Here is a 25,213-nt window from a genome sequence, read left to right on the forward strand (position 1 = left end):
TCCGATGGTCGGGCCGGAGGCGGGGTTCGTGGTTTGGCGCGTAGGAGTGTGGAAGCGATGGATCTGATCGAACTGTTCATGCATTGGGACGCTGGTCGCTCGAAGAGCGAGCTCGCGGTGTCGTTGGGCATGGACCGGAAGACTGTGCAGAAGTACTTGGCCCCGGCCGAGGCCGAGGGGTTGGTTCCCGGGTTGGGGCTTGCTGCCGAGGAGTGGCGGGACTTGGTCGCGGGCTGGTTCCCGACGGCGGTGGATGGCAGGTTGCGGCAGATCACGTGGCCGGAGTTTGACGCCCGGATCGAGTGGGTGAGGGAGCAGTTGGAGGCCGGGGTTGCCGGGGCGGTGGTCCACCAGCGTCTGGTCGACGAGTACGGGGTCAGGGCCTCGCAGCGTTCGTTTTACCGGTGGTTGGCCGCGACTTTGCCTGATGCCGGGCGGGCGGGACGGGCCGTGACTGTGCTCAAGCCGCTGTCCGCGCCGGGTGAGCTCGGCGAGGTCGACTACGGTCTGCTCGGGAACTGGCGTGATCCGGACACGGGCAGGGGCCACCGGGTCTGGGCGTTCGTGCTCACGCTGCCGTTCTCCAAGCAGCTCTTTGTTTTTCCCACGACGCGGATGGACCAGTTGACGTGGACGAACGCGCATGTGGCCGCGTTCGAGCTTTTCGGCGGGGTCCCGCGCCGGCTCACTCCGGATAATCTCAAGACCGGTGTCATCACCCCGGATCTTTATGATCCGAGGATCAACCTGGCCTATGCCGAGTTGGCCGGGCATTACGGGGCGTTGATCGATCCTGCGCGGGGTAACAAGCCCAAGGACAAACCGCACGTGGAGCGGATGGTCCAGTACGTGCGCGGGTCGTTCTGGGCCGGGCGGTCCTTCACCTCGCTGGGGCAGATGCGCGCCGAGGCCGAGCGGTGGTGCAAGGTGGTCGCCGGTGCCCGCAAGCCGCGTGCCTTGGCCGGGCAGACAGTCTGGGAGGTCTTCACCGCCGTGGAGCGTCCGGCCCTGGTTCCTTTGCCGGCCAGGAGGCTTGAACCGGCCGAATGGCGCACCGCGACGGTCGGGTCGGACTGCCACGCCTCGGTCAAGGGCGTGCTCTATTCGGTCCCGTATCAGCTCGTCGGGGTCCGTCTGGACGTGCGGGTCAGCGCGGCGATGGTCGAGTTCCATCTCGACGGGGCGATCGTGAAGGTCCACCCCAGGATCGTCAAGGGACGCCAGACCGACCTGTCCGACTACCCGCCGGCAGCGGCAGGGTTCTTCACCCGCGACGCGGCATGGTGCCGCGAGAACGCGTCCCTGATCGGCCCCGCCGCCGCGGCACTCATCGAAGGCCTGCTGGAGGAACCGTTGGTCCACCGGATCCGTGCCGCGCAGGGCATCATCCGGCTCGTGCGCACGCACCGCCCCGAGGCGGTGGAGACCGCCTGCGCGGCAGCGGCAGCGGCCGGGGACCCGACCCTGAAAACCGTCAGGGGACTGCTCGCCGCCGGAGTCACCGTCCTGCCCGTACGACCCAACGGCGACAACGGCGCAGGGGCCTACCTCCGCGGCCCCGGCGCCTTCACCGCCAGCTGACCGCGGCCGAAGAACAAGGAGACCACCATGACCATCACGACCAGTACCGGCCCGGGACCTGTCGGTGCCGACCGCACCCAGCTCGCCGCGTCCCTGCGAGCCCTGCGCCTGTCCGGGATGCTCGACTCCCTCGAGAACCGTCTCGCCCAGGCCGCCGACGGCCAGCTCGGGTTCCTGGACTTCCTCCAGTCTCTGTGCCTGGACGAGATCAACCGCCGCGACTCCGCGGCCCTGGAGCGGCGCACGAGGGCCGCGAAGTTCGAATCCGACGGAAGGATCGAGAACTTCGACTTCACCGCGGACCCCGGCATTCCCGCCGCCCGCATCCGCGACCTTGCCAACACCGAATGGGTCCGCACCGGCCAGCACGTGATCATCAGCGGCCCGGTCGGCACCGGCAAGACCCACATCGCTACCGCGTTCGGGCATCAGGCCCTCCGGTCAGGGCACACCGTCCGGTTTGCCCCTACCTCCCGGGTCCTTGCCGATCTCGCCGGCGGGCACGCCGACGGGAGCTGGCCCAGGCGCCTGCGTGCCTACACTAAACCCGACCTGCTGATCCTTGACGACTTCGCGATGCGCGAGTTCACCCCCGCCCAGGGAGATGATCTTTACGAGATCGTCAACGAACGCCCGGCCCGCTCGATCATCGTCACTACCAACCGGGCACCCGAACAGTGGTACCCCCTGTTCCCGAACCAGGTCGTCGCCGAGTCCCTCCTGGACCGGCTCGTGAACAACGCCCACCAGATCACCATCCAGACGGGGTCTTACCGGGCGCGCAGCCGTCCCAACAACTGAACCCGTTCCAGCGGATCGGAGAAGGCAAAGACGGAACGAAAAACGGGCCTACCCCCTGGACCTGCCGCTGCGAAGAAGGATTACCATGTCACCAGGCACTGGGGAATAACGTGACGAAAGCCCTGGGGAATTACGTGGCGGGCGACACCACACTTCCCCGATAGGCCCGTTCTCCGACCAGGATCATCTGCACCAGATCCTGGTCAAGCACGCCCGGGTCGCTCATGTCCCGCTGGGTCAGAGACGCCGCCATGGCATGCATTCGCTGCGGCACACGCTGGCGACCCGGCTGATGGAGCAGGGCACACCGATCGAGCAGATCGCCGACATCCTCGGCCACCAGTCGGTCGCATCCACAGGCGTGTATCTGAAATCGTCACTGGGTCTTTTGGCCAAGTGTGCCCTGGATCCGGACATGCCGGCGTCGGGGGCGACACGATGACGACCGGCATGACACTGTCCGATGCGATCACGGCCCTCGTGGCCGAGAAACGCACCGTCGGCTACAAGTACGACACCGAGGCGCAGGTGTTGGCCCGGTTCGAGGCGTTTTGCCGCATGCAGTTCCCCGGGCTGGACACACTCACCGAACCGTTGGTGCAGGCGTGGATCACCGCGGCACAGCGGCGGAACGTCAAACCCGCGACACTGCAGGGCCTGGCAGCGCCGGTCAGGGAACTGGCCCGCTGGCTGGGCCGGCGAGGCGTGGTGGCCTACCTGCTGCCCAGGGCCGCGCTACCCAGACCGGCCCGGTATGTCCCGTATATCTACACCGATCGGGAACTGGCATCGCTGTTCGCGCAAACCGACCGCTGCCACTACTGCCCGGAGGTTCCTCTGCGCCATCTGGTCATGCCGGTGCTGTTCCGCACGATCTACGCCTGCGGTCTGCGCTGCTCCGAGGCCCGCCTGCTCCGGGTCGGCGACGTCGACATCGACGCCGGGGTGCTGCAAATCCGCGACGCCAAGGGCGGCAAGGACCGGCAGCTGCCCGTCTCCGAGGCGCTACGCGCAAGGCTCGCCCGCTACGACACCGAGGTTGCCGGACCGGCCGGCCGGCGCGAATGGTTCTTCCCAGGCCCGGGAGGCCGGCCGCTCACGCTCGGAAACGTCGAACGCAACTTCCGCCGGTTTCTGTGGCAGGCCGGCATCTCCCACGGCGGGCGCGGGCACGGCCCCAGAGTGCACGATCTACGTCACACGATGGCGGTCAACAACCTGCGGTTGTGGTTCGCCCGGGGACAGGACGTCGGCGCGTTGCTGCCGGTGCTGCAAACCTACATGGGTCATTCGTCGGTGGACGATACCGCCTACTACCTGCGCCTGACCGCCGAGTCCTTCCCGGACATCACCACCCGAATCCAACAGACCATCGGCGATATCGTCCCGCCCGTCACGGAGGGGCGGCGTCATGGCCACTGACTTCGCCGTGTTCCTGCGCCGCTTCCTGACCGGCCATCTGGGCGGGGAGCGTGGCTACTCGACCAACACGATCGCCTCCTACCGGGATGCGTTCAAGCTGCTGATCTGCTACTTCCGCGACGAGCGGAATATCCCGCCGGAACGGCTCGCCCTCGAGCATCTCGACGCCGCGGCCATCACCGGGTTCCTGACCTGGCTGCAGACCAGCCGGCGCAACACTGCCTCGACCCGGAACCAGCGCCTGGCTGCGATCGACTCGTTCTTCGGCTGGATGCAATCGCAGGACCCGGCTCGCATGGCCTGTTGCCAGGACATCTTGGCGATCCCTGCCAAGAAACAGGACCGACCGGCCCTGGCCCACCTGACCGTGCAGCAGACCCGCGATCTGCTTGCCCTGCCAGACCGGCACACCCGCACAGGCAGACGTGACGCGACCTTGCTGGCCACGCTGTATGACACCGCTGCCCGGGTTCAAGAACTCGCCGATCTGACCGTCCGCGGCATCCGCCTGGACGAGCCGGCCATGGCTGCACTGACCGGCAAAGGCCGCAAGACCCGCCACGTCCCGCTGGACCGGAACACGGCAGCTCTCCTGGCCGCCTACCTGACCGAACGACGGCTGGATAGCGCCGGTCATGATGATCATCCCGTGTTTTTCAACCAGCACGGGTCCAAACTCAGCCGCGGCGGGATCGCCTGGATCCTTCGCAAATATCAAGCCAACGCAACAGATCCCGCGCTGATAAACGCGCACCTGAGCCCACATATCCTGCGCCATAGCCGGGCCATGCACCTATACGACGCAGGTGTTCCGCTGCCCTACATCCGTGACATCCTGGGCCACGTCGACCTATCCACCACCGAGATCTACGCGCGGGCCTCCACCGAGGCCAAACGCAAAGCACTCGAAGCCGCCTACACCGACGTTGTCACCGCCGACCTGGCCGAATGGAACCAAAACCCCGAGCTGCTCAGCTGGCTCGCCAGCCTCTAACCACCCGCCCGGATTATGCGCAGCGTCCCACTGCCGTCAACACCCCCACCAGCGGCAACCGCCAGGCGCTACGCATAACCCGGAACTGCTCATAGGGCGGGTTATGCGCAGCTGCGCATAAGGACCCCTGAGGGGTGCCGGTATCGGATTCCCTGACCTTCCCGTCACCGGACATCACGCCCGCCTTCAGGAAACGACTGATCAGGGACAGGACCCTTTTATCGGCGATACGCTTGCGCACCTGCTCCATCACCGCAGAATGCTTCAGCTCGTCGAAACACGCCTGGATATCGGCCTCAAACACCCAGTGATAGTTACGGGTGCCCATGGCGTGTATCTCGGCGATGGCGTCCTGGGCCCGACGTTTGGGACGGAAGCCGTAACTTACCGGCTTGAAATCCGCCTCGAATATCGGTTCCAACACCAATGCCAAGGCTGCTTGCACCACCCGGTCCGCCGCAGTCGGGATACCAAGCCTGCGCAGTTTACTGCTGCCCGGCTTCGGGATCAGACGCTCCCGCACCGGCAACGGGGCAAACGTGCGGGACTTCAACTGCTCCCGTACCTGCCCCAGAAACTCCACAACCTCGGCCCCCTCGGAGATAAGCGCCGGGATACGCCGGTCAACACCGGCGGTGCGTGCACCCTTGTTCCCCCTGACCCGGCCCCACGCAACGGTGAGGAAATCCGGGTCGCAGACGAGGTTAAACACATCGTCAAAAAGGCGGCCGGAATCTTTGACCGCCCAGTGGTGCAGTTTCGTCTGCATCGCACGTACCCGCACGGCCGCCCCTTCAGGGGAGGGCCATATCAGTTCACCGGTATTCACCAGTGCCTCCGTTCTTGCAGTAGCTACTGCGTCATATCCGCTGGGGCCCTTCGCCATGCACGAGGCTTTCCCCCGCTCGGACTACTACGACCCCTCCGCCCCACCGTGCCGCCGTCGACGGACAACGCATCAACCCGGACCTTGCCGTCTCTGGCCGAGACGCCGAAGCCGGGAGCCGCACGGTGGTTCCCACGTTCACTGTCAACCGATTGGCGGGTTAGGTGCCCAGCTATGCCCCTGCGATATCGCCACGGCTACGCCGCAGGCCTTCACCGTGGCCTCCACTGCCAACGACCTTAACCAACAGCGGAGTTTCCAACACCCAGCGGGTATCGGTGCGCATCGCAGACCAGCCCATATCCACCGGATTGGAGCTGGCGGGAGACTTGAGAAGCTTTTAGCACTGGTTCCTCGCGTACACCTTCCCGCCTTGCTTGCCGGACCCGGACCATCCGGTAGTACTGGCCCGTCCCGGCGTTGTCGGGGCTGCTTGCCACCCTCACCGGCGTTTCCCGGTTCAGGCTGCCCCCAGCTTCGTCATGCTGCTGCGACAGCACAACGGCGAAGGTCTTCCACCTCCGCTCGGTAAAACAGCGCTTCGTGGCGCACGAGATCCCCCTCCCAGTGGCCCGGGACCGCGCGGTCTTCGACCTCGGGCGGGCGTTCGGAGATATTGATCATCGGGTCGCGGAACCGGGAGGTGCGTTCCTCCGTGTTCTTGCGGGTTTTGCGGCGGGTCCGCCCGGTGCGCAGGGCGTCCTTGACCTCGCGCTTGAGCCCGCCGCGGGCCTGGAGATAGAGGGCCTGGTAGATCGTTTCGGGGCTCACGCGCATCTGCTCGTCATCGGGGTATTCCTTGATCAGCAAGTGGGAGATCTGTTCGGGCGAGCACCGGGTGAGCAGTTTGTCTTTCACGAAATCCCGGAGCCGCTGGTTGCCGTTCAGCTTACTGACTTTGGGCCGGGGCCGGCGTGCCACCGCGGCCCGCTGGGCGCCGTAGGGCTGGTATCCGAGGACCGGGTGGCTGTTGCGGGAGATCTCGCGGCTGATCGAGGACGGGGAGCGCCCCAGGGCCGCTGCCACGGCCCTGCTGGAACAGCCCTGAGCCTTCATGTCCCGGATTCTCTCGCGGTCCTGCAGCGACAGGTAGCGAGGATCGATCACCTTCTCCAGTGCCGTTTGGGCGATGGAGGCAGTCGTCGTTCCCTGGGTGGCCTCGGTAGCCGCGATCGCAGTATTCACCGTCTGTTTATAGTCGACGGCAGCGGTTTCAGGGTGAACAAGTTTCCCCTTGGCCTGGACGATGCCGTTGTCCCACAGGTAGGCCGTTTTGCGGTCAACACCGACTGCCGCTGTTGCTTCACGCCGGCCCACCCCGGCTGCGCGCAAGCGGAAGAACTCCTGCCGTTTTCCCACCGTGACGCGGACGCTGCGGATGCCGGCAGCCCTGGCCCAGTTATGACACGTATCTTTGCTCAGGCCCAGCTGCCTGGCCGCTTCGGTGACGCTGCCGACTTTCTCCAACACAGCGAAGAACTCATCCTTCTCAGCCTGCGTGTGCTTCCGGTTGGGCCCGGTGGTCTTCCTTTCCCGTTTGGGCAACGCCCCGGTCTCGCGGACCCATGCGTAGCAGACGGCGGCGCTTAGCCCCAGCTCTGACGCCGCGGCCGAGACGTTCCCGAGGCGGTCCAGGAGCGTGAAGAACCCGTCCTTCTGAGCCTGCGTATACTCCCGGCGGGGCTCGGAACCCTTCACACCGTACTTGAGCCGGGTCCCGGCTTGCCGGGCCCATTTGCGGCACGTGGCCGCCTTGAATCCGAGTTCACGGGCCGCCGCGGCGGCACACTCGAGCCGCTCCAACACAGCGAAGAACTCATCCTTCTCGGCCTGTGAGTACCGCCTGTAGGTGTTCTTCTGTGGCGGCGTGGGCACGGGACCCGATTTTCCCCTTAAAGAAGATTCTTGATTTGAAGACGACATGGTCGTTGCAACTCCCGAAAATCAGGGGTGTTGCAACGACCACTAGAAGTCACCGTGTTCGGGGTCCCTGTGTTTTTGCATGTCGCATTTGTAGAACGGGCCGCGCGGGTCCAGGAGCACGGCCATGTGGTGGTCTGCGTGGTCTTTGAACCAGACGCTGATGCCTGTGGCCCCGTCGAGTCTGAGGTGTTCCCAGGCCCGCCACAACGCTTCTATCCGGGACACTGCTTCGGGATGGAAGTACCATTCGAGGCACCATTTCGCGGCGCGGCCGTCGACGTCCCGGACGTAGGTGGGCAGCAGTTGCTCGTGCAGGAATTCTTCGGCGGAGCCGTAGACGAGTTCCGGCGGTTTTTGCTGGTCTCTAGTTGTGCTCACAGGCTCATCAACGCCAGGGCTGGCAGCTTCACTGAAGCGGCCAATGTCGATGGTCATCTTAGATTCCTCTATCCGGTGACCCACAGATAGGCGGCGGCTGCAGCGAGCGGAACTTCTTCTTCCTCCGGCCGCGGGCTGTACTTCCTGATGGATGCTTCCACAGCGTCCTTGTGGGGCCCGGTGTACCAGGGCATGGTGCGGACCAGCGTGGCGGGTGCGCCGGAGGCGAGGATGACGGCCCGGCCGCGGTCCAGTTCGGCGAGGTTGGAGACGATGAGTTCTTCGGCGACGATTTCCCCGCCACTCGAATGCACCACATCAACGGGGTTGGAGGCAGCCGTGAACGGTCAGCGGATCGGCTACGCCCGATAGGTGAGCACGCTGGACCAGAATGAACTGCGCCAGCTCGACGGCCACGTCCTGGACAGGGTCTTCACGGACAAGGCCTCGGGCCGGGACACCGCAGGGCCGCAACTGACCGAGCTGCTGCGATTCGTTCGCGACGGAGACACCGTCGTCGTACACAGCATGGACTGGCTCGCCCGGAACCTTGATGACCTGCGCGCCCTGGTGCAGGGGCTGACCCGGCGAGGTGTACGCGTGGAGTTTCTCAAGGAACAGCTCACCTTCACCGGGGAGGACTCCCCCATGGCGAACCTCATACTCTCGGTCATGGGCGCCTTCGCTGAATTCGAGCGGTCCCTGATCAGGGAACGCCAGCGGGAAGGGATTGCGCTGGCCCAGCAGCGCGGCGTGTACAAGGGACGGAAGAAGACCCTCACACCGGAACGAGCGGCCGAGCTGGTTCAGCGTGCCGGCAGCGGAGTCCCGAAAGTTGTTCTCGCCCGGGATTACGGGATCAGCAGGGAAACCGTCTACCAATACCTCCGACAGGCCGCTCCTGCACCGGCCGCTTCCCCTGCCAAGGCGGCTGTTGCCGCGACAGTGATCACAGCCATGATCGGCCGCAGACGTTCAGGCAACGTCAGTGCAGCGACCCAGCCGATCGGCAGTCGGGTGAGTCGTAGGGTCCGGGAACACAGCGAAGCACCGCCGCCACGCGAACACATCGCTGCAACCACGATGCCCCGCCCAGTGCGGACCGGGAAATTCGCATCTGAAGCAGTCCACATCGGAATACGCAGCACCATCGGCATCAAGCCTGACCGTCATGGCTCGATGGTAAACGGCCGAGCCCAAGCTTCGAACAGTCAGAGGACGAGCAGTTCCCCTGACATGGCCGGTACGTGACCTGCACGCTGATGGTCGCCTCAGATCCACCGATAGCCGCTGCTATCGACCCGACTGCCGGATCGGTCCACGGCCCGATCATCGCCCCGCTGGACATTGCCGCGGCGAAGGTTGTTCGGACGGTGGGGCCGGGTGATGAGTTTCAGTTTGTGTTTGACCTGGGTGACTCGTGGATGCACCGGTGCGTGGTGGGGGAAGTGAAGATCGACCCGGTGGAGGTCCTGGGAATCAACATTCCCTAGCGCTCGTCCGCACGGTCTCGAGTCGTTCGACCCGATCGCCAAGTTAACTGCAATGGAATAAAAAATGCTTGACGTGACATGAGTCACGACGTACGGTATCTATCGAGCGTTCGAATGATGCGGCTTCGGCCGCCGAACCAGATCCAGCTGAATCAGGAGCAATGATGACCGACCATCGAACAGACCTCGCGCTTTCCGGTGACGCCGAACGCGACTGTTTCTTCAAGATTTCAGATGAACTCACTCTGCGCTATAGGACGACCGGCACAGGGGAGGTGGCCGTGGTTTTCGTTCCTGGATGGACTATGTCGTGCGAAGTTTTCGAGCACCAACTCCGTCATTTCGAGGGTTCGACGTCTTTCACGGCGTTGAGCTATGACCCTCGTTCCCAGGGGATGAGTTCACAGACCCCCGGCGGTCACTACTACGAACAGCACGCCCGCGACCTCAAGGCGCTGCTGGACCACCTCGGCTACAATTCGGTCGTTCTGGTCGGATGGTCCGCAGGCGGTATCGAGGTTCTGGAATATCTGCGCGTCTTCGGGACCCAAGGCGTCGAAGGTGCGGTGGTCCTCGACATTCCGCCGCGGATGCGCGGCGGAGACAAGCGCGTCGAGTGGGCCGACTTTGGAACGATCGACCACGGCGACCAGGACGGCGAACTGAAGGCGTTCACCTTCGACCTGCAGATGGACCGCGAGGCATTCAATCGTGAGTTCTGTGCGTGGATGCTTCAGAATCCCGATAAGCAGAGCGTCGAGTTCTTCGCGCAGATCTCCAGCCAAACGCCAGACCTCGTTGCAGTGCAACTGATCATGAGTCTCTTCTTCGTAGATAACACGGAAATTGCCGAAAAGCTTGACGGCAATGTCCCCGTGATGTATTACGTGCGGGAGGACTGGCGTGATGTCGCAATGACGTGGATACAGGAGCACGCGCCCCATGCCGTAGTGGAATCGCACGGACACCATGCGATGTTCTGGGAAGCGCCGGGCGTCTTTAACGCGGCACTCGACGCCTTTCTGGAGCGCGTCGGGACACACGAGGATTCCCGCCGCCTCGGCGCGGAAACCGGAAACCAAGCATGAAGGCCCCTGCTTTCGTGCTGAGACAAATCTATCGAACGTGCGATCTAAAAAGACTGCACTGGCTGGTCCGCCTCAACGGCATGATCACAATAGGAGAAAAGGAATGACCCGTTTGGATGAAACACGTGCAGAGTCGGCCACTCTGCGCGGGGGGGCATTAAGTCTGTCGGCTGCAACACTGGTCGGACTCGGCTACTGCGCGATTGCTGTGTCCGCCTATGCGATCCTCCCGTACGCTGTGGCTGAAGCGGGTGGCGGGGGCGCTTTCTGGGGAGTAATCCTGACAACACTGGCGCTGGTGCCGACCGCCGTATGCATCTACCTGATGTCATCTCGCCGACCGAGCGCGGGAGGCTCATTCACCTGGATCTCAGAAGGGTTGGGACGATGGACCGGCGGCACAGTCGGATTTGTGATCGTCGGGTTCGTGGGTCCACTCACGGCGCTACTACAGCCCGCTGTGGGAGGGCAAACGATTAACGCGCTACTGGACTTGCTGGGAATACATACGTCGTTTTGGACAGGTTTCATCGGCGCGGTCGTGACAGTCGTCATATGCCTGTTGCTCGTAGTCAACAACGTTACGTTGTCGACCAAGGCCGTCGCATGGCTTTTCGGCAGCGAGGCCGTATTCATGGTGCTCTTCTTCGCCTTCGTGATCATCAAACAGTCGATTGCCGGCGTGTGGCTGAACCCGTTCTCGCCATCCGCGTTCACCAGCGGCACGGGGTTCACGAGCGCGCTGGTCTTCGTCGTTTTTGCAGTCGCGGTTGTTGATGTTCCGGTGTCGATGGCTGAGGAAACCAATGAACCGCACAAAAACATTCCAAAGATGACGGCGCTGATTCTTGGTCTCGTCGGACTGATTTCCCTCTTCTCGACGTACGCACTCAGTGTGGCGGCATCACCCGAGGTCATGGAAAAAGACATTGCGAACGCCAACGAAGTCGGGCCGGTGTACTTGATCGCCGACCAATTCATCGGATGGGGCAAGATTGGGGTCATCATCACCACCTATACCTCCGTGATGGCGCTGTTCGTGGCTACGATTCTCTTTGCCGGTCGGTTCACGCATGCAATGGCTCGGGAGGGCATGGCGCCGCGGTGGCTTGGCAAAATCCACCCGAAGACGGGCACCCCGCGAAACGCCCAGGTAATCTTCACCGTGCTCGGCCCGGTAGTCGTGCTCCTGGTTGGAATCTGGCAAGGAAATAGTTTGGCCAACGCATACGCATGGGGCGGCGGTATCTTCTCCGGACTAGTCCTCTTCACCTACACGTTGATCAACATCGGCGCGATTGGCTTCTTCCTTCGTCGCCGTGCGCTGGGTGAGAAGTACAAGGTTTCGCTGCACCTTGTCGTGCCACTCATCGGCGCTGCGGTCTCTTTCTGGTTCCTTTGGAACTCCTTCATCGTGAATTACCTGAAGACCGGGAGCGATTTCGCGACCTCCGGAAGCATTGTGCTGGCAGTAGGCATCTGGCTCGCGATCGGTGCCGTCTACGCCGGCATGAACTTGGCCAAGCGGCCAAAGCCAGCGAGCCGTTCCTCTGACTCGAGTTCCCGAGCCTCCTGAGAATGCGGGTCCCGCGGAAACTCCGCGGGACCCGCACCTATTGTACGCCCAGTACGGGCATCCGCTTGGAGGTGAAAGTCCTCTGAAGGAGATGGTGGTTTAACTTCTAGCCAATGGCAACTGCGTCATCGTGAGGTGGGGTGGGAAGGAAGCCGGAGGCAAATCCCTGCACCGAGGGACACGAACCGCATAGAAGGCATGCCGGTCGGAGCAGGCCAGCCACGAATGGTGAAACCCGTCCCACCGAAACGGCCAGTGTGTAAATGCGGCGGCGGCAGGGGGAAAGCAAATGCTCTTATCTGGGGAGATCTGTCCCGGTGCGTCATCCGGTTTACCGGGTGGAGCGGTGCGGCTCTAAGGGCCGTTGCTGATGGGGCAGAAGTCAGCCGAGGCCGTAAAGTACCCGCGGGAAATCGTGTGGTTTGCCGGAAAGAGCTGAACGCTGGGTATTGATGGTTTGAAGCGGTGCTTCTCGTGTGTTCCACAGGAATCGCAGCCAACCCACGGGAGTGGTGGGACAGATAGTGAAGGAGCGAACGGTGAATCCGGGAGACCTGCTGTCTGTGCGTAGTGAGGACCCGGCGGGTATCGGGGAGAACATCAGGGATACATCGGATCTGTGGGAGGCAATCTTCTCCCGGCAGAATCTGATGATCGCGCTGAAGCGTGTTGAACGTAACCGGGGTGCTGCCGGTGCTGACGGGCTGCGCACGGAGGAACTCCGTGCGTGGTGTTTCGTAGTACTTTGTTAGGTTCTTCGGCCCAGGGTTTTAATTGCCGGTCTGAGCTGTTAATTTCGTTGTGTGGGCTGAACGAAATACTCCTCCATCATGGCAACTTCCTTTCTCATCAGAGAGATTGAAGTAACCACGATCGCCCCAGCCCGGCGTTATGTGCCATAAACGAAAAATACGCACCACCACAGCACGGCCAGCGCATCAGGCCACAGAAGACGGACACCGAGAAAACCGTCACCACCGCCCACGTCGCCGGGGTGCCGGTGCGGTACCAGCAGACCCTGGACTCGCCCGCCACTACGGGGTCAGCGTGCTGACCTGCCAGCCCGCGGACCCCGCCCCGAAAGGCGGCGTCGAAGCGTCCGTGAAGCTGGCCAAGGCCGATCTCGTGCCCACGGATACCAACCTGCGGCCCGAATACAGTTCTTTCGCCGAGCTCGAGGCCGCCTGCGGGGCCTTCATGGACGAGGTCAACAACCGGGAGCACCGGGCGATCCGGCGCAAACCGGCGGCCGTGCTGGCCGAGGAGCAGCTTCGGTTGCACCGGATCCCGGAGACCGCGCACACGGTCGCGTTCGGACTGGCCCGCACGGTCCCGGAGTACACGCCGATGGTCACCTTCGAAAACGCCAAGTACTCCGTGCCCGCACACCTGCTCGGGACCCGGGTATTCGTCCGCGCCCACGGCACCGGACCCGACGAACAAGTCATTATCGTCCACCACGGCCCGTCCGGTCCGGTCGAGGTCGCCCGCCATCACCGGGCCAGGCCCGGCAACCCCGCCATCATTGATGAGCACTTCCCCGGGGCCAGGACCAGGATCCCGGGCGACTACGCCGTGACGGCACGGAACGCCGGCGAGGCCGAGTTCCTGGCCATCGGCGCGGGCGCCAGGACCTGGCTCGTGGAAGCCGCGGGGACCGGGACAGCCAGGATGAACGTGAAGATGGCCGAGGCCGTGACCATGGCCAAAATCGCCGGCACCCAGGCGGTGCGTAACCGCGCTGGGTGAACCACGCCCGATAACCCCAATGCCGTTCGGTTAGTGGCCGGGGGCGGGTGTCAAGGCGGTGTGGCATCGGCGTGTCACCGGGGTGAGTGGGTGTGGCTCCTGTTTGAGTAGTTCGGTCCTCCAAGACTGATCTACCCCTACAGGAGCCACGATGTCCGATTCTGCTATTCATCATGCTCCGGGGGTATTCGCGCCAGGACACTTGGGCGAGCTGACCCGGGTGGTTCCGTTCGACATGGTTGACGCCGCTCTCGAGACGGCCAGCGGCAAGGAGCGCCGGCTCAGGCGGCTGCCCTCACGGGTGGTGGTCTACCTGTTGCTGGCCGGGGTCTTGTTCGCCGATCAGGGATGGAAGCAGGTCTTCTCGCGCCTGGTGACGGGCCTGCCGGTACCGGTGAAGAGTCCCTCGGCCTCGGCGTTGAGCGAAGCGATGCGCCGCGTAGGAACGGCCCCGTTGCGCGAGTTGTTCTCCCTGGTGAAGGGGCCGGCGGTGACCGGGGCGCGGCAGATGAACCGGTTTGCCGGCCGTTTGGTCGTTGCGATCGATGGGACGCAGCTTGCCGTGGCCGACACCGAGGTGAACCGGGTGAGGTTTCCCAAGCCGCGTGGGGGTCCCAACGGGGAAGCCGGGTATCCGATGCTCAGATTGGTCGCGATCCTCACGGCCGGAACCCGTTCGGTCATAGAGGTGGCCTTCGACACCGATGCGGTGGGCGGGCTGACCTACGCCCGCCAAGTCATTTCCTGCCTGCAACCGGGCATGGTGCTGCTCGGGGACCGGAACTTCGCCACCTGCCGCTTCTGCCGTAAGGTGGCCCAAACGGGCGCGGATTTCCTCTTCCGCGCCAAGACCAGCGCCAACGCGATGAAACTGCCGGTCCTTCAGGTTCTTCCCGATGGTTCCTATCTCTCCAACACCGCGGGCCAACGCGTCAGGGTCATTGATGCGGCACTGACCACCACGACCGAGGCCAAGATCCTGACCACCGAATACCGGCGGGTCACCACGCTGCTGGACCCCTCCAAGCTCCCGCGCTGGGACTGGTGAGTCTCTACCATGAGGGATGGGAGATCGAAACGGCGTACTGCGAACTGAAGTCACGGATCCTGGGCGGCCGGGTGCTGCGCGGGCGGCACCCGGCCGCGGTCATCCAGGAGGTCTGGGGAAAAACGCCGAGCAACTCCGGGGAAAATCCCTGAGCGCCATCAACAGGATGCCGTCGCCCTCGTCGACGCACCGTACGGGAGCCGTCAAGGGGGACTCAGCTGGCCCCCCAGTTCGGCGCTGCAGACCTCGTCCGAGACACCGCCCGTACACGGGTCAAATCGTGTCGATCATCGTTTCGGAACATGACAGCCAGGCTCCGGTTCTCGGGACTGATGAGCAGGTGATGGCCTGGAAGATGTTGGCCGTAGCGCTACGGATTTCATCAAACAAACGCCCGCCGCAGATCACTGCGAACAGAGCGTCGTCGCGGTGTGGGGCGGGCGATGACGGCGTGGTTCTGTCGTTTGCCCGGGGCTCGGGTGGTACCGGCCGAAGCGCCGGGTTAAATTTTCAAACCGGTCCGCTTCCTCAGACGGCTGGGGTCGACTCCGGCATGCCCATTTTTCTCGGGTCAAGGGCAAACGCTGAGATCCATTGCTAGATAGGGGCCTCAGCGCGTTCTACCGCCCAGTCCTGATTGAGAGCACCACGAGATCGAACCTTCACGCCTTCGATGAAGATCTGACGGTAGAACGCCGAAACCTCATCCAACTTGAGGCGGCCGCCGGGTTTGAACCAGGTCGCGACGTCGGTGAGTGAGACAAGCATGGCTCGCACCGCGATTCGAATGTCGACAGGGGCGAAGTCGCCGGTCGCTTGCCCTGCTCGCAGGATGGAGGCGAAGATTTCTTCGTATTCGTCGCGAACCTCGATGACGGATTTGAGCTTGTCCGGCTCGAGATAGCGCAGTTCTGTTTCGGCGACGTGGGCTTCTTTTGGCTGGCGCGCGTGAAACTCGATGTGGGCTGTAACGGCGCTCTCCAACTGTGAAATCGGGTCGGTCTCCGTTGAGATCGACGCGCGCACCATGTCAGCGAGTGCGTTCGTCACGCGCGTCATGATGTAGTACAGGAGAGCCTGCTTGCTCTCGTAGTAGTAGTAGAGCGTTGACATTTGGATGCCGACCTCTTTGGCAACGTCTCGCATTGAGGTGCCATGGAAACCGCGGTCATGCATAAGCTCGACTGAGGCCTCATAGATCAGTTCGCCCGTTGCGCGACCGTTTTGTTCGGCTTTCTTCGGCCTTGGCATTGTCACACTCCCTTCTAGGTAGGCGCGGGATCCCGTTGATCCCGCGGAGGCACTACGCTGTTGTGTCGTGGAGCACGCCCTCCGTTGTATCTTAGCAAGAATCGCTCACCGAACGTTCGATTGAGGCGTGGTTCGTGAGCCTGTCGGAGCGCGGTAGTGGCGGGTCTTTCCGCGCTCCGACAGAAGCCGTGACAGGAGCTAGTTGGCGAGCTCCACCAGTGTGCGGCCCTCAGCGGATCCCGAGGCGATTCGCTGCAAGGCATCGTCGACGCCGTCCAGGTTGACGACTTCGCCGGCGAGCAGGTCATAGTGGCGCTCATCGAGGGTTGCGGCAATCCAGTCCCATGTGTCCTGTCGGACCGACATCGGGCACTGGACGGAGTCGATGCCAACCAGGCTCACCGCCCTTAGGATGAACGGGAAGACGGTCGTGTCCAGTTTCATCCCGCCGGTGTTCCCGCTGGCGGCGACGATGCCGCCGTACCGCACTCCGGCAAGTGCGGCGTGCAGTGTTGTCCCGCCCACGCTGTCGACCGCGGCCGCCCAAGTCTCTCGGCCAAGCGGTTTGGCATCGGAGGGAAGACGGTCAATGACCTCGCTGGCGCCGAGCTGGGTCAGCCAATCGGCGCGTTCCACGCGCCCGGTGCTGGCGACAACGGTGTAGCCGAGTTGGGAAAGCAGGGCGATGGCCACACTTCCGACTCCGCCGGTTGCACCCGTGACCAACACCGGACCTGCCGAGGGTTTGATGCCGGCATCGAGGATTGCCTGCACTGAAAGGCCTGCGGTGAAACCTGCCGTGCCGATCGTGACGGCTCGCCGAGCGGTCATGGTCTTGGGCAGCCGTACGAGCCACTCACTCGGCACGATTGCTTCTTCGGCGAACCCTCCGTCGCGGGAGACACCGATGTCGTAACCGTGCGCCAGGACGACGTCGCCGCTCGACCACTCGGAAGCCTTGCTTTGGATGATCTCGCCCGCAAAATCGATTCCGGGAATGATCGGGTCGATGCGTGCCACGCGGCCGTTCTCGGATGCTGCGAGGTGGTCCTTGTAGTTCACGTCCGAGTAGGCGACTCGAACCCGGACGCTCCCCTCTGGTAGGTCCGCCTGCGCGACCTCACGGACGCCGCGGACATATGCACCCTTGTCGGTTCCGGCGACAAACGCCCGGTAGTTATTCGACATGTAATCCTCCTTGTTTGCTTAGCTGCGTTGATGGGTGCGCGCCAATTTGCACGCATCAGAGCGGGCGCCGGGCCACGGCACACGGTCAGCGAACGGTGAATGAGCGCTATCGGACGCGCTCGTCGCGCCAGCGGCGGACTTTGTATTCGCTGCGGGCTACTGTCCCGACCTGAACCTGGAAGTTAATTCCGAGCTTGCCATGGATTGATTTGGCTGCCGAGGAGACCAGGGCCTCACGGCGGTCCTCGGGGACACCGTTCTTGAGCATGAGCGTAATCGTGGCGACGTCTGTTGCGTCCGTCTTGGAGGTCAATAGGACCTCGTACTCGTCGACCTCGGGAAGTGCGAGTACGACGTCATCAAGGGCCTGCGGGTAGACGTTCACTCCCTTGATCTTCTTGACGTCGTCGATGCGCGAGATGCTGCCTTGTTCGACGCCGGAGAAGGGCCGCCCACACGGGCAGTAGGCGCCCTCTCGATACAAGGCGCCGTCGCGAAGCCGGCATCGGATGAGCGGGGTCTCGGTGTTGTAAAGACTGGTCACGACCATCTCGCCGTATTCACCGTCCTCCACGTGCTCGCCGGTTTCCGGGTTGATGACCTCAAGCCACACATTCGGAGAGATGTTGTGCAAAAGACCGGGACGGTCGTCCGTTCCAACACCGTGTTCACAGTTGAACATGAAATCTGTTCGCATCTGTGCGCAGCCGAAACGGTCATAGGCCGTGGCGTTCCAGTCATCCTCCAGACGGTGGATGTAGGAGAGGCTTGCGCCTTCAAGTCCGGTCAGCAGCGTGCTTACACCGAGTGAACTCGGATCGTTATGCAAAGACGCGAGGTGCGCAAAGTAGCTTGTGGAACCCATCAGCGCCTTGGGGCGGAACTGTTCGATGACCGTCAGTTTGCGGTGTGCGTCGTAGTTGCCGATCGGGAGGACCGACAGTCCGTGCCCCTCGGCGCCCTGCATCTCACAGCGGCCGCCGGCAAACATGGTGATCGGGATGGTCAGAGCAACAGTGTCGCCGCGCGTCAAACCGCTCCAGGTCAGCCCGTATCGGTAGGAGTCGACCATGGAAGCGAGTTCGCTGCGCGTTTGCGCATGGATTTCTGTTCCCTGCCCGCTCGTGCCGCTTGTGGTGTAGAAGTCCAGTGGCTCCTTCTGACGCAAAGCAGGCTCGATGCGTTTGCCGAAGGGTGGTGCCTCCAGCTGGTCTCGAACGAAGTCCTTTTTCTCGATAAGTGGGATTGCCTTCTGGACATCGTCAAGCGAGTTCAGGGACTCCACATCAACGCCGGCCTCGGCCCACCGGGTGCGGAAGAATTCGTTGGTGGCCCACACGCGGCGGACCAGGTCGAGGACTTTCTTCTCCTGGTACTGGCGAATCGCCGCGGGATCGGCCTGCTCGAACTCAGGCCGATAGAAACGCTGTTCCGTCACGCGGTCGCCACGACGATCAATGGACATTTCATATTCCTTCTAGAGGGCTTCATTAAGATAGCTGCACGATTCAAATGGTGGCCGTCTGCGGGAAATCCCCATCAGGCGGTGTTCAAAACTAACTGCGCAGGACCCCACCCGGATGGAGATCCAATGGAGAACCGGATGGGGCTCTGCGGGACCTTAAAGCTTGGCGCCGTAGCGGGCGTCGCGCCATTTCAAGGCCGCTCCCAGGCCTTCTGCCTGCACGATGCGGAAGAACTCCGCGCCTTCCTCTGTGATGGCCTTGTTGAGGATCGCCGAAAGATCCAGGTTTGCCTGTACTCCCTGCCGCAGACCCATCGATTCATAGGCCCGCAAGAGGCCGAGCTTGGTGAATTTCAAGATGGGGAGCGGAGTTGGCTTTACCTTGTCGGCCAGCGCCTGCACGGAGGATTCCAGCGCGTCGTCGGGAACGACCCGATTCACCAGGCCGAGCTGCAGTGCCCGCTCAGCCGGGAAGCTGTCCCCGGTGAAGAAGATTTCGTTCGACAGCTTATGACCCAACATGTAGGGAAGAAGGAGCGTAACCGGCCCGGAACCGTAGCGGATCTCCGGCATGCCGAACTGGGCACGCTCTGTCGCCACGACCATGTCACACGCCAGGACGGTATCAAAACCTCCGGCAAGGCACCATCCGTCAACGGCGGCGATGGTTGGCTTGTTCAGAGCCCACAACTTCATGGTGAGCGCGGCCTCGGCGGATAGGAACCTATGCGCCTGAGCGCTGTCCTCGGAGGCTACGACCGAACTGTTGGCGATATCGTAGCCCGCCGAGAAGTTCTTTCCGGCCCCGGTGATGACGACGACCCGGACATCGTCGTCGGCCTCAACCCGGTCGAGCGCCTCGGACATCGCCGAGATCACGGCGCCGTTGATGGCGTTCAGCTTACGCGGCCGATTTATTGTGATGGTCGCGACTTGATCGTCGATCGTTGTCCGGACTGCTTCATCCGTAACTGGGAGGTCTGTTTCCACTGTAAATTCCCTTCAATCAGCTCTGACGACGGTACGGCGAGTAGTCGACTGTCCGCTTATCGCTGAAGGCCCGGACACCCTCAGTCGCCTCCTCGGTGTCCTGATAGAGCTCGAGCGCGGCGAAGGCGACCGCTCCCATACCACCGGCGCTGGCCGTGTCCGAGTTGAAGGAATGCTTGAGAAACCGGAGCGCCGTCGGGCTCTTTTCCAGAAGTTCTGTCGCCCATTCCCGAGCGACCGTCATGAGTTCGGCAGCCGGAACGACCTTGTTCACCAGGCCCATCTGGAATGCTTCCTCCGCGGTGTAGCGGCGCGTGAAGTACCAGATCTCCCGGGCCCGCTTTTCGCCAACGACACGGGCGAGGTAGATCGTTCCGTAGCCAGCGTCAAAACTTCCGACCTTAGGTCCGACTTGACCGAAGGTCGCGGTGTCTGCCGCCAAAGTGATGTCACAGATCACGTGGAGAACATGGCCACCGCCGATGGCGTAACCGTTGACTGCGGCGATGACCGGTTTGCCGGTGCCGCGGATGGCAGCGTGCAGATCCTGATCCCTTGCGAGCTCCCCTGTCTCAACGTCGCGCTCGTGTCCCGTGTGTGAGCGTTCCTTCTGGTCGCCGCCTGCGGAGAAAGCACGATCCCCTGCTCCCGTGAAGATGATCGCACCGACGGATGGGTCTGCGTCCGCGCGGCGGAAGGCCAGGATTAACTCATTGACGGTCTTAACCCGGAAGGCATTGAGCACTTCAGGACGGTTGATGGTAATGGTGGCGATTCCGTCCGTGACATCGTACAGAATGTCGTCGAAATTCCCTGACATCTTTCCTCCTTGCTCGTAGTGGAGCGGCACCTTTCGCCGCTTATCTCTCGATCGTTCGATATATAGCCTGAATCACAATGTGAGCCATGTCAACCGCAGAACGCCAGGCTCTTGCCCACGGTTAATAGAACAGCTCCTCCTGCGTGACGGAGCCGATCAGGGCACCCCCCGAATCGAAGATCCGCCCGTCGTAAAAGGTGCGGCCGCGGGCAGTCAGCACGTGCGTGAGGTCGACCAGGAGCCAGTCGTTGAGGTTGATGGGCCCGTGGAACCACACGGCGTGGTCAAGGCTCGCTCGAGGTGTCGATGTTCCGTCCGGCGCTGACGGTGAGCCAGGAGCGACGTCGGACACGTACAGCAGCCCGCTCGCATGTATGAGGGGGGCGTCGGACAGGGTGTCTGAGGCCCGGACCCAGAACCGTGCCGGACGCTCCATTCTCGGATTCGCCGGACCTGGAACCCGGCCCTCAAATGAGATGAGCTTGCCTAAGGTAGTTGGACCCATCGCTGTGGGCGATTCGACGGGCGGCGCTTCGACGGCCTGCTCGAACCAGGCTCGTCCGCGATCGGCGACAAAGCCGGCCGAGACCGTGCATAGGGGCCTTCCCCCTTGCGAGGCGGTGACGCGACGGGAAGAGAAGCTGTTTCCGTCGTGGTCCCGGAGGATATCAAAGCGGATCGGCAACGCGGGGTCGCCCGGCGATGTGAATCGGCAATGCACGGCGTGGGGGTGACGGCTCAAGGAGTCAACCGTGCGCCCGGCGGCGACCAAGCACTGTGCCGCGATCTGTCCGCCATAGATGGAGGGACGTTCAGAGCCCTCAGTCGGTCCACTGAGGGTGGACTCGAAAGCGTCGCTGCCAACCGACTTCAGTTGCATCAACTCGGTGAAGTTGGCCGCCGCGTCGAGACAGCGGGAATCGTTCATTTCGCTACCAGTTCAACTCTCATTTGTGTCGGTAGAAGCCAGGGGATTTGACCCCGTGATGTGGACACGCCCGAGAACCCAGGTTCAGCCCGAGGAAGGTCGTGCCAGCCACCCGGCGTGTCCACTTTCACGAGTCAAGCTGTCGCGCGGGACAGCTGGCGGCGGCGACGGCTTTTCTCAACCCACCATGGTGAGGCCGCCGGAGACGCTCACGACCTGCCCGGTCATGTAGCTCGCGGCGTCGCTGGCGAGGAACGCGACCACGCCGGCGGGGTCGGACGGATCTGCCACGCGTCGCATAGGGATCGCGCGCACCAGCTTCTCGATGAGCTTCGGCGACGACTCCATCTCGGCCTGCAAAAGCGGCGTCATCATGGGGCCGGGGCAAACGCAGTTCGTGGTAACGCCGGAGGGGGCGAGCTCGCGGGCGAGCGACTTCGTGAGGGCCATGACGCCACCCTTGGCAGCTGCATAGACGGTTTCACCCTTGCTGCCGACGCGGCCGGCATCGGAGGCGACATTCACGATCGTCCCGAAGCCCTGTTCCCTCAAGATCGGAACGGTTGCGCGGCACATGTAGAGAGTTCCCCACAGGTTGATCGCGACGATCTTTTCCCAGAAGTCGAGCGACTGCTCCCAGAAGGGGCTGGGTTCGTCCCATCCGGCAACGTTGCATACCGCATCGAGTCCACCAAGGGCCTCAACACTGGTGGCGACGGCGCTCTCGACGGACTCCCACTGGGTCAGGTCGGTCACCGCCGTGGTGACCTTCTCAGGGGGAAAGTTGTTTGCGGTCTCCTTTAGACCTGTCTCGTTGATGTCGAGCAGTGCCACAGAGGCCCCTTGCTCGACGGCCAGTTCAGCCAGGGCACGTCCCATACCTGAAGCAGCGCCTGTGATGATCACTCGCTTTCCGCGAAGAGTCGGCTCACGCATTAGATCCCAGATCCTTTCGTTGGGGGGATTGTGTGACCAGAGTAACCCATCTGTCGATCGTTCGCTAGATTATTCTGATGCGAACTGACTCCACCTGAGAAGCGGGTCATGCAGGCGCAGGGAGACGATCAGACCGGAGTGCGATACGGCTCCTGTCCCAGGGATCGCCCAGGCCGTGCAGTCATTTCGAACGGCCGCCATTTCCCGACGCGCCCTGCGTTTAATGCGCAGGACTCGCCGAAATAGCGCGAATCGAAGTCCGCGGCGAGGGTGGAGATACTGGGCGATCTGATCACACACGTCAGCGGAGGGCGGATGATATTCCTTTTAGGAACATGAGGAGAAGCCGGCGACGCCACGTAGATCAAGCGGTGAGGCTGGGCGCACCTAGCACTCATCAGGGTCGGCCTACCTCGCTGGTCGAGTCTGCGTGCCGGGCGGTGCACGGAATTAGGGCGCTACTTTGGGGACGACGCACGCCGCGCAGGTGATGATCAAGGGCTGCGCCTGGTCTGCTGACGTCGGCTGTTTATCCCACGGCGTTCGCACGAGGAATCCCGGTGTCTTCAAGTTGGCCGGTCACTCGATGTCATGACTGACCGCTTGCTTGCTTTGGGGGAAATTTTGCCTGCAGCGTTGCAACGACATCAGGCCTTCGCAGCCCCAGAACGTTCGCCTCAATCTCGAAGGCGACGGAGGCCGCGAGCGGCCCCTCTTCGGCCTGACGCAAGGCCTGCTTGGTGGAGGCGAGGGCGTGGCCTGCGAATTGCGATGCAGAACGAGCAAGCTGCAGCGCTGTTCCGAGGGCGTCCTCCTGAGCACTGAGCACGTCACACAGTCCGAGTTGGACCGAGGTGGCCCCATCAAGGACCGCGTTAGTGAACAGCATCCACGAGGCACGGCCGGGACCGATCAGCCGGGGCAGTCTCCAGGTCAGGCCACCTGAGGGTATGAGGCCGATCGCGATATCAGCGGCGCAGAGTTTTGCGTCGATATCGACGACCCGAAAGTCGGCGACGCAGGCCAGTTCGAGCCCACCTCCATAGACGGCGCCGTGCAGTGCGGCAATGACGGGGAACGGTGCCGCCGCGATCGCGTCGCCGACGCGGGCGTAGCACCGCAGGTAGTCCTCGCGTTCAGCATCGGTGGACATCGCCTGGATTGCCCGCACATCTCCCCCGGCACTGAAGGCTCGTCCGCAGCCATGCAGAACGATAGCTCGGGCACCCAGTTTGGTCAGCTCGTCGAGTGCGACAACGATCGACTCCAACAGGTCTTTGGTGAGGGCGTTAACTTTCGCGGGCCGGTTCAAGCCCACGGTCCACACGCTTCCCTCATGTGATTCGAGGACAAGGTCTGGGGCGGCAGAAATGCCTTCGATCATGTCACACCCGTTCGACTCCGTAGTCGCTCGCGAAGGAAAGCATCGTCTCCGTCAGCCGCTCGGCCAGGCTGGCGCTGGCACCGTCCGCAACGGCGCCGCTTAGGAGCATTTGTTTTACGATTCCGATCACGGATGGCTCGACGTGCTGGAGAACAACCGAGAGCAGGTCGCGGGCGACAGAGACAGTCGACCCATCCTCCGCGATAGCAGTCACCAGGCCAAGCGCGTGGGCAGTGCCAGCATCGAGACGGCGCCCGCCCAGGATTACGGCTCGCGCAGGGTTGAGGCCGATGGCACGAGAGAGTCTGTACGTCCCGCCCCAGGCTGGAACCATTCCCTTCGAGAGTTCGGGCAGGCCGAACGTGGCGGAGGATCCGGCAACGATGAGATCGCAGGCAAGCGCCAGCTCGAAGCCGCCGCCTAATGCGAAGCCCTCGACCGCGGCGACCGTGATCAACGAACTCGTTTCGATCGCGTCCATGAGCAGCTGCCCCATGCGGGTGTGCCGGGCTGCCTCGCTGCGGTTCAGGCCCGCTAGCGCCTTGAGGTCCGAGCCGGCGCAGAAGGCCCGGTCACCCGCACCTGTGATGATGAGGCCAGCGACGTCGCCACCGGCTTCGGCCTCCTTGATCGTGCCCATCAAGGAGTCGATTGTGTGGTCGTCGAGCGCATTTCGCCGCTCGGGGCGGCTGATCGTGACCGTCCAAACCTTGGAGTTCCGCGTGACACTAACCGCGTCGTTGCCTGCCATCTTCATACCAACCGATCGTTGTTGGGAACTCGTTCCTTTTATGTAACGAGCAATAATGTCTTGCTGAATCTGCGAGGTTCCGTCAAGGATTTGGAACGCCTTCGCGGGCCGCGACGGACCAGTGACGAGAACCCCCTGCACCCGAGCGCCATGTCCTTCACGTTGAGTCATGCCTCTCTGCATGGGGGGCCTCGTCACAACAGCATACCGAATCTTTCGATCGTTCGGTAGATAGTGTGTAGCCGGACCGACCACCACGTGGCCCGCCCAGGTTTGGGTCACGTGCTCATGAACATGGGCGCTGTCCTACACCTGCCCGCCCGGCACGCATCCCTCCCGGTGGGGTCTGCTCCGAAGATTCGAGGGGCATGCTCATCGTGGCCAAGGTGCAGCGGGTGCGCGAGGGCATTGCCCACCGCGGGCTAAGGCAACCGCGCTTCCACGGCCAGGCCGGGGCCTGGGCCGGATTAGCCTGGCTCCGGCGATGTCACGCCCCCCCGGGGATCCCACGGGGCCACTCGCTTCCAGGAGGATGCCTGTCCTGCTGAGGCCGGCATCAGG

General features: G+C 63.0%; 24 protein-coding genes and 2 pseudogenes. 12 read left to right on the forward strand and 14 right to left on the reverse strand.

The annotated features are described in order from the left end of the window. Nucleotides 1–57: 57 nt before the first annotated feature. The gene (istA, locus tag ABCW42_RS21560) at nt 58–1,581 is read left to right on the forward strand and encodes an IS21 family transposase (protein WP_423185001.1); all 1,524 of its coding nucleotides are present in this window, start codon (nt 58–60) and stop codon (nt 1,579–1,581) included. Nucleotides 1,582–1,608: 27 nt separating this feature from the next. After that, nucleotides 1,609–2,382, forward strand: a complete 774-nt coding sequence (gene istB / locus ABCW42_RS21565) for an IS21-like element helper ATPase IstB (RefSeq protein WP_423185002.1) — start codon at nt 1,609–1,611, stop codon at nt 2,380–2,382. Nucleotides 2,383–2,512: 130 nt separating this feature from the next. Here istB and ABCW42_RS21570 read toward each other — a convergent pair whose 3' ends face one another. Beyond that, complete coding sequence (locus ABCW42_RS21570; protein ID WP_423185172.1) at nt 2,513–2,722, reverse strand: hypothetical protein; 210 nt, start codon at nt 2,720–2,722, stop codon at nt 2,513–2,515. Between ABCW42_RS21570 and ABCW42_RS21575 the strand changes: the two genes are divergently transcribed. Genes ABCW42_RS21575 through ABCW42_RS21585 form a run of 3 tightly spaced genes read left to right on the forward strand, consistent with a single transcriptional unit; the run spans nt 2,675 to nt 4,798 of the window. After that, on the forward strand, nt 2,675–2,824 hold the full coding sequence (locus tag ABCW42_RS21575; protein ID WP_423185168.1) for a hypothetical protein: 150 nt from the start codon (nt 2,675–2,677) through the stop codon (nt 2,822–2,824). The genes ABCW42_RS21570 and ABCW42_RS21575 overlap by 48 nt on opposite strands. Nucleotides 2,825–2,832: 8 nt before the next feature. Next, nucleotides 2,833–3,804, forward strand: a complete 972-nt coding sequence (locus ABCW42_RS21580) for a tyrosine-type recombinase/integrase (RefSeq protein ID WP_423185003.1) — start codon at nt 2,833–2,835, stop codon at nt 3,802–3,804. Next, complete coding sequence (locus ABCW42_RS21585) at nt 3,794–4,798, forward strand: tyrosine-type recombinase/integrase (protein WP_423185004.1); 1,005 nt, start codon at nt 3,794–3,796, stop codon at nt 4,796–4,798. Before ABCW42_RS21580 ends, ABCW42_RS21585 begins: the two co-directional genes overlap by 11 nt. Nucleotides 4,799–4,811: 13 nt before the next feature. Here ABCW42_RS21585 and ABCW42_RS21590 read toward each other — a convergent pair whose 3' ends face one another. From ABCW42_RS21590 to ABCW42_RS21605, 4 genes are all read right to left on the reverse strand, one after another. Then, a complete protein-coding gene (locus ABCW42_RS21590; protein ID WP_423185005.1) occupies nt 4,812–5,627 on the reverse strand; it encodes a reverse transcriptase domain-containing protein in 816 nt (271 codons plus the stop codon). A gap of 537 nt (nt 5,628–6,164) precedes the next feature. Then, entirely contained in the window at nt 6,165–7,559 is a 1,395-nt protein-coding gene (locus tag ABCW42_RS21595; RefSeq protein WP_423185006.1) for an IS30 family transposase, read from the reverse strand. 90 nt (nt 7,560–7,649) lie between these two features. Further along, nucleotides 7,650–8,042, reverse strand: coding sequence for a DUF4913 domain-containing protein (locus ABCW42_RS21600; protein WP_423185007.1), 393 nt, complete (start codon nt 8,040–8,042; stop codon nt 7,650–7,652). Nucleotides 8,043–8,053: 11 nt separating this feature from the next. Beyond that, entirely contained in the window at nt 8,054–8,302 is a 249-nt protein-coding gene (locus ABCW42_RS21605) for a hypothetical protein (RefSeq protein WP_423185008.1), read from the reverse strand. Nucleotides 8,303–8,357: 55 nt separating this feature from the next. On the opposite strand from ABCW42_RS21605, the pseudogene ABCW42_RS21610 reads away from it, so the two are divergent. The 7 genes and pseudogenes from ABCW42_RS21610 to ABCW42_RS21640 all read left to right on the forward strand — a co-directional run. Further along, nucleotides 8,358–8,888 (forward strand): annotated as a pseudogene (locus ABCW42_RS21610) (recombinase family protein); the annotation flags it as partial. A 344-nt stretch (nt 8,889–9,232) separates the two neighbouring features. Then, complete coding sequence (locus ABCW42_RS21615) at nt 9,233–9,478, forward strand: hypothetical protein (protein ID WP_423185009.1); 246 nt, start codon at nt 9,233–9,235, stop codon at nt 9,476–9,478. Nucleotides 9,479–9,639: 161 nt separating this feature from the next. Beyond that, entirely contained in the window at nt 9,640–10,566 is a 927-nt protein-coding gene (locus ABCW42_RS21620; RefSeq protein WP_423185010.1) for an alpha/beta fold hydrolase, read from the forward strand. Nucleotides 10,567–10,669: 103 nt separating this feature from the next. Then, nucleotides 10,670–12,142 carry an APC family permease gene (locus tag ABCW42_RS21625; RefSeq protein ID WP_423185011.1) on the forward strand — a complete coding sequence of 491 codons (1,473 nt, stop codon included), beginning with the start codon at nt 10,670–10,672 and terminating at the stop codon, nt 12,140–12,142. A 952-nt stretch (nt 12,143–13,094) separates the two neighbouring features. After that, nucleotides 13,095–13,888: pseudogene (locus ABCW42_RS21630) on the forward strand (IS21 family transposase); the annotation flags it as partial. Between the two features lie 154 nt (nt 13,889–14,042). Next, entirely contained in the window at nt 14,043–14,939 is an 897-nt protein-coding gene (locus ABCW42_RS21635) for a transposase domain-containing protein (protein WP_423185012.1), read from the forward strand. Next, entirely contained in the window at nt 14,936–15,091 is a 156-nt protein-coding gene (locus tag ABCW42_RS21640; RefSeq protein ID WP_423185013.1) for a hypothetical protein, read from the forward strand. Before ABCW42_RS21635 ends, ABCW42_RS21640 begins: the two co-directional genes overlap by 4 nt. A 445-nt stretch (nt 15,092–15,536) precedes the next feature. Here ABCW42_RS21640 and ABCW42_RS21645 read toward each other — a convergent pair whose 3' ends face one another. From ABCW42_RS21645 to ABCW42_RS21685, 9 genes are all read right to left on the reverse strand, one after another. Then, the gene (locus ABCW42_RS21645; RefSeq protein ID WP_423185014.1) at nt 15,537–16,190 is read right to left on the reverse strand and encodes a TetR/AcrR family transcriptional regulator; all 654 of its coding nucleotides are present in this window, start codon (nt 16,188–16,190) and stop codon (nt 15,537–15,539) included. Nucleotides 16,191–16,388: 198 nt separating this feature from the next. Then, nucleotides 16,389–17,378, reverse strand: a complete 990-nt coding sequence (locus tag ABCW42_RS21650; protein ID WP_423185015.1) for an acryloyl-CoA reductase — start codon at nt 17,376–17,378, stop codon at nt 16,389–16,391. A 106-nt stretch (nt 17,379–17,484) separates the two neighbouring features. Continuing rightward, nucleotides 17,485–18,843, reverse strand: coding sequence for a phenylacetate--CoA ligase family protein (locus ABCW42_RS21655; RefSeq protein WP_423185016.1), 1,359 nt, complete (start codon nt 18,841–18,843; stop codon nt 17,485–17,487). Between the two features lie 156 nt (nt 18,844–18,999). Then, nucleotides 19,000–19,833 carry an enoyl-CoA hydratase/isomerase family protein gene (locus tag ABCW42_RS21660; RefSeq protein WP_423185017.1) on the reverse strand — a complete coding sequence of 278 codons (834 nt, stop codon included), beginning with the start codon at nt 19,831–19,833 and terminating at the stop codon, nt 19,000–19,002. Between the two features lie 16 nt (nt 19,834–19,849). Beyond that, a complete protein-coding gene (locus tag ABCW42_RS21665; RefSeq protein ID WP_423185018.1) occupies nt 19,850–20,653 on the reverse strand; it encodes an enoyl-CoA hydratase-related protein in 804 nt (267 codons plus the stop codon). A 121-nt stretch (nt 20,654–20,774) separates the two neighbouring features. After that, nucleotides 20,775–21,581 carry an acyl-CoA thioesterase gene (locus ABCW42_RS21670; RefSeq protein WP_423185019.1) on the reverse strand — a complete coding sequence of 269 codons (807 nt, stop codon included), beginning with the start codon at nt 21,579–21,581 and terminating at the stop codon, nt 20,775–20,777. A 177-nt stretch (nt 21,582–21,758) separates the two neighbouring features. Further along, entirely contained in the window at nt 21,759–22,517 is a 759-nt protein-coding gene (locus ABCW42_RS21675; protein ID WP_423185020.1) for an SDR family NAD(P)-dependent oxidoreductase, read from the reverse strand. 589 nt (nt 22,518–23,106) lie between these two features. Next, complete coding sequence (locus ABCW42_RS21680) at nt 23,107–23,901, reverse strand: enoyl-CoA hydratase/isomerase family protein (RefSeq protein WP_423185021.1); 795 nt, start codon at nt 23,899–23,901, stop codon at nt 23,107–23,109. A 1-nt stretch (nt 23,902) separates the two neighbouring features. Next, the gene (locus ABCW42_RS21685) at nt 23,903–24,658 is read right to left on the reverse strand and encodes an enoyl-CoA hydratase/isomerase family protein (RefSeq protein WP_423185022.1); all 756 of its coding nucleotides are present in this window, start codon (nt 24,656–24,658) and stop codon (nt 23,903–23,905) included. Nucleotides 24,659–25,213: the final 555 nt, after the last annotated feature.

Origin of the sequence: Arthrobacter sp. NyZ413, assembly GCF_049390645.1 — a bacterium.
Classification (GTDB): Bacteria; Actinomycetota; Actinomycetes; order Actinomycetales; family Micrococcaceae; genus Arthrobacter.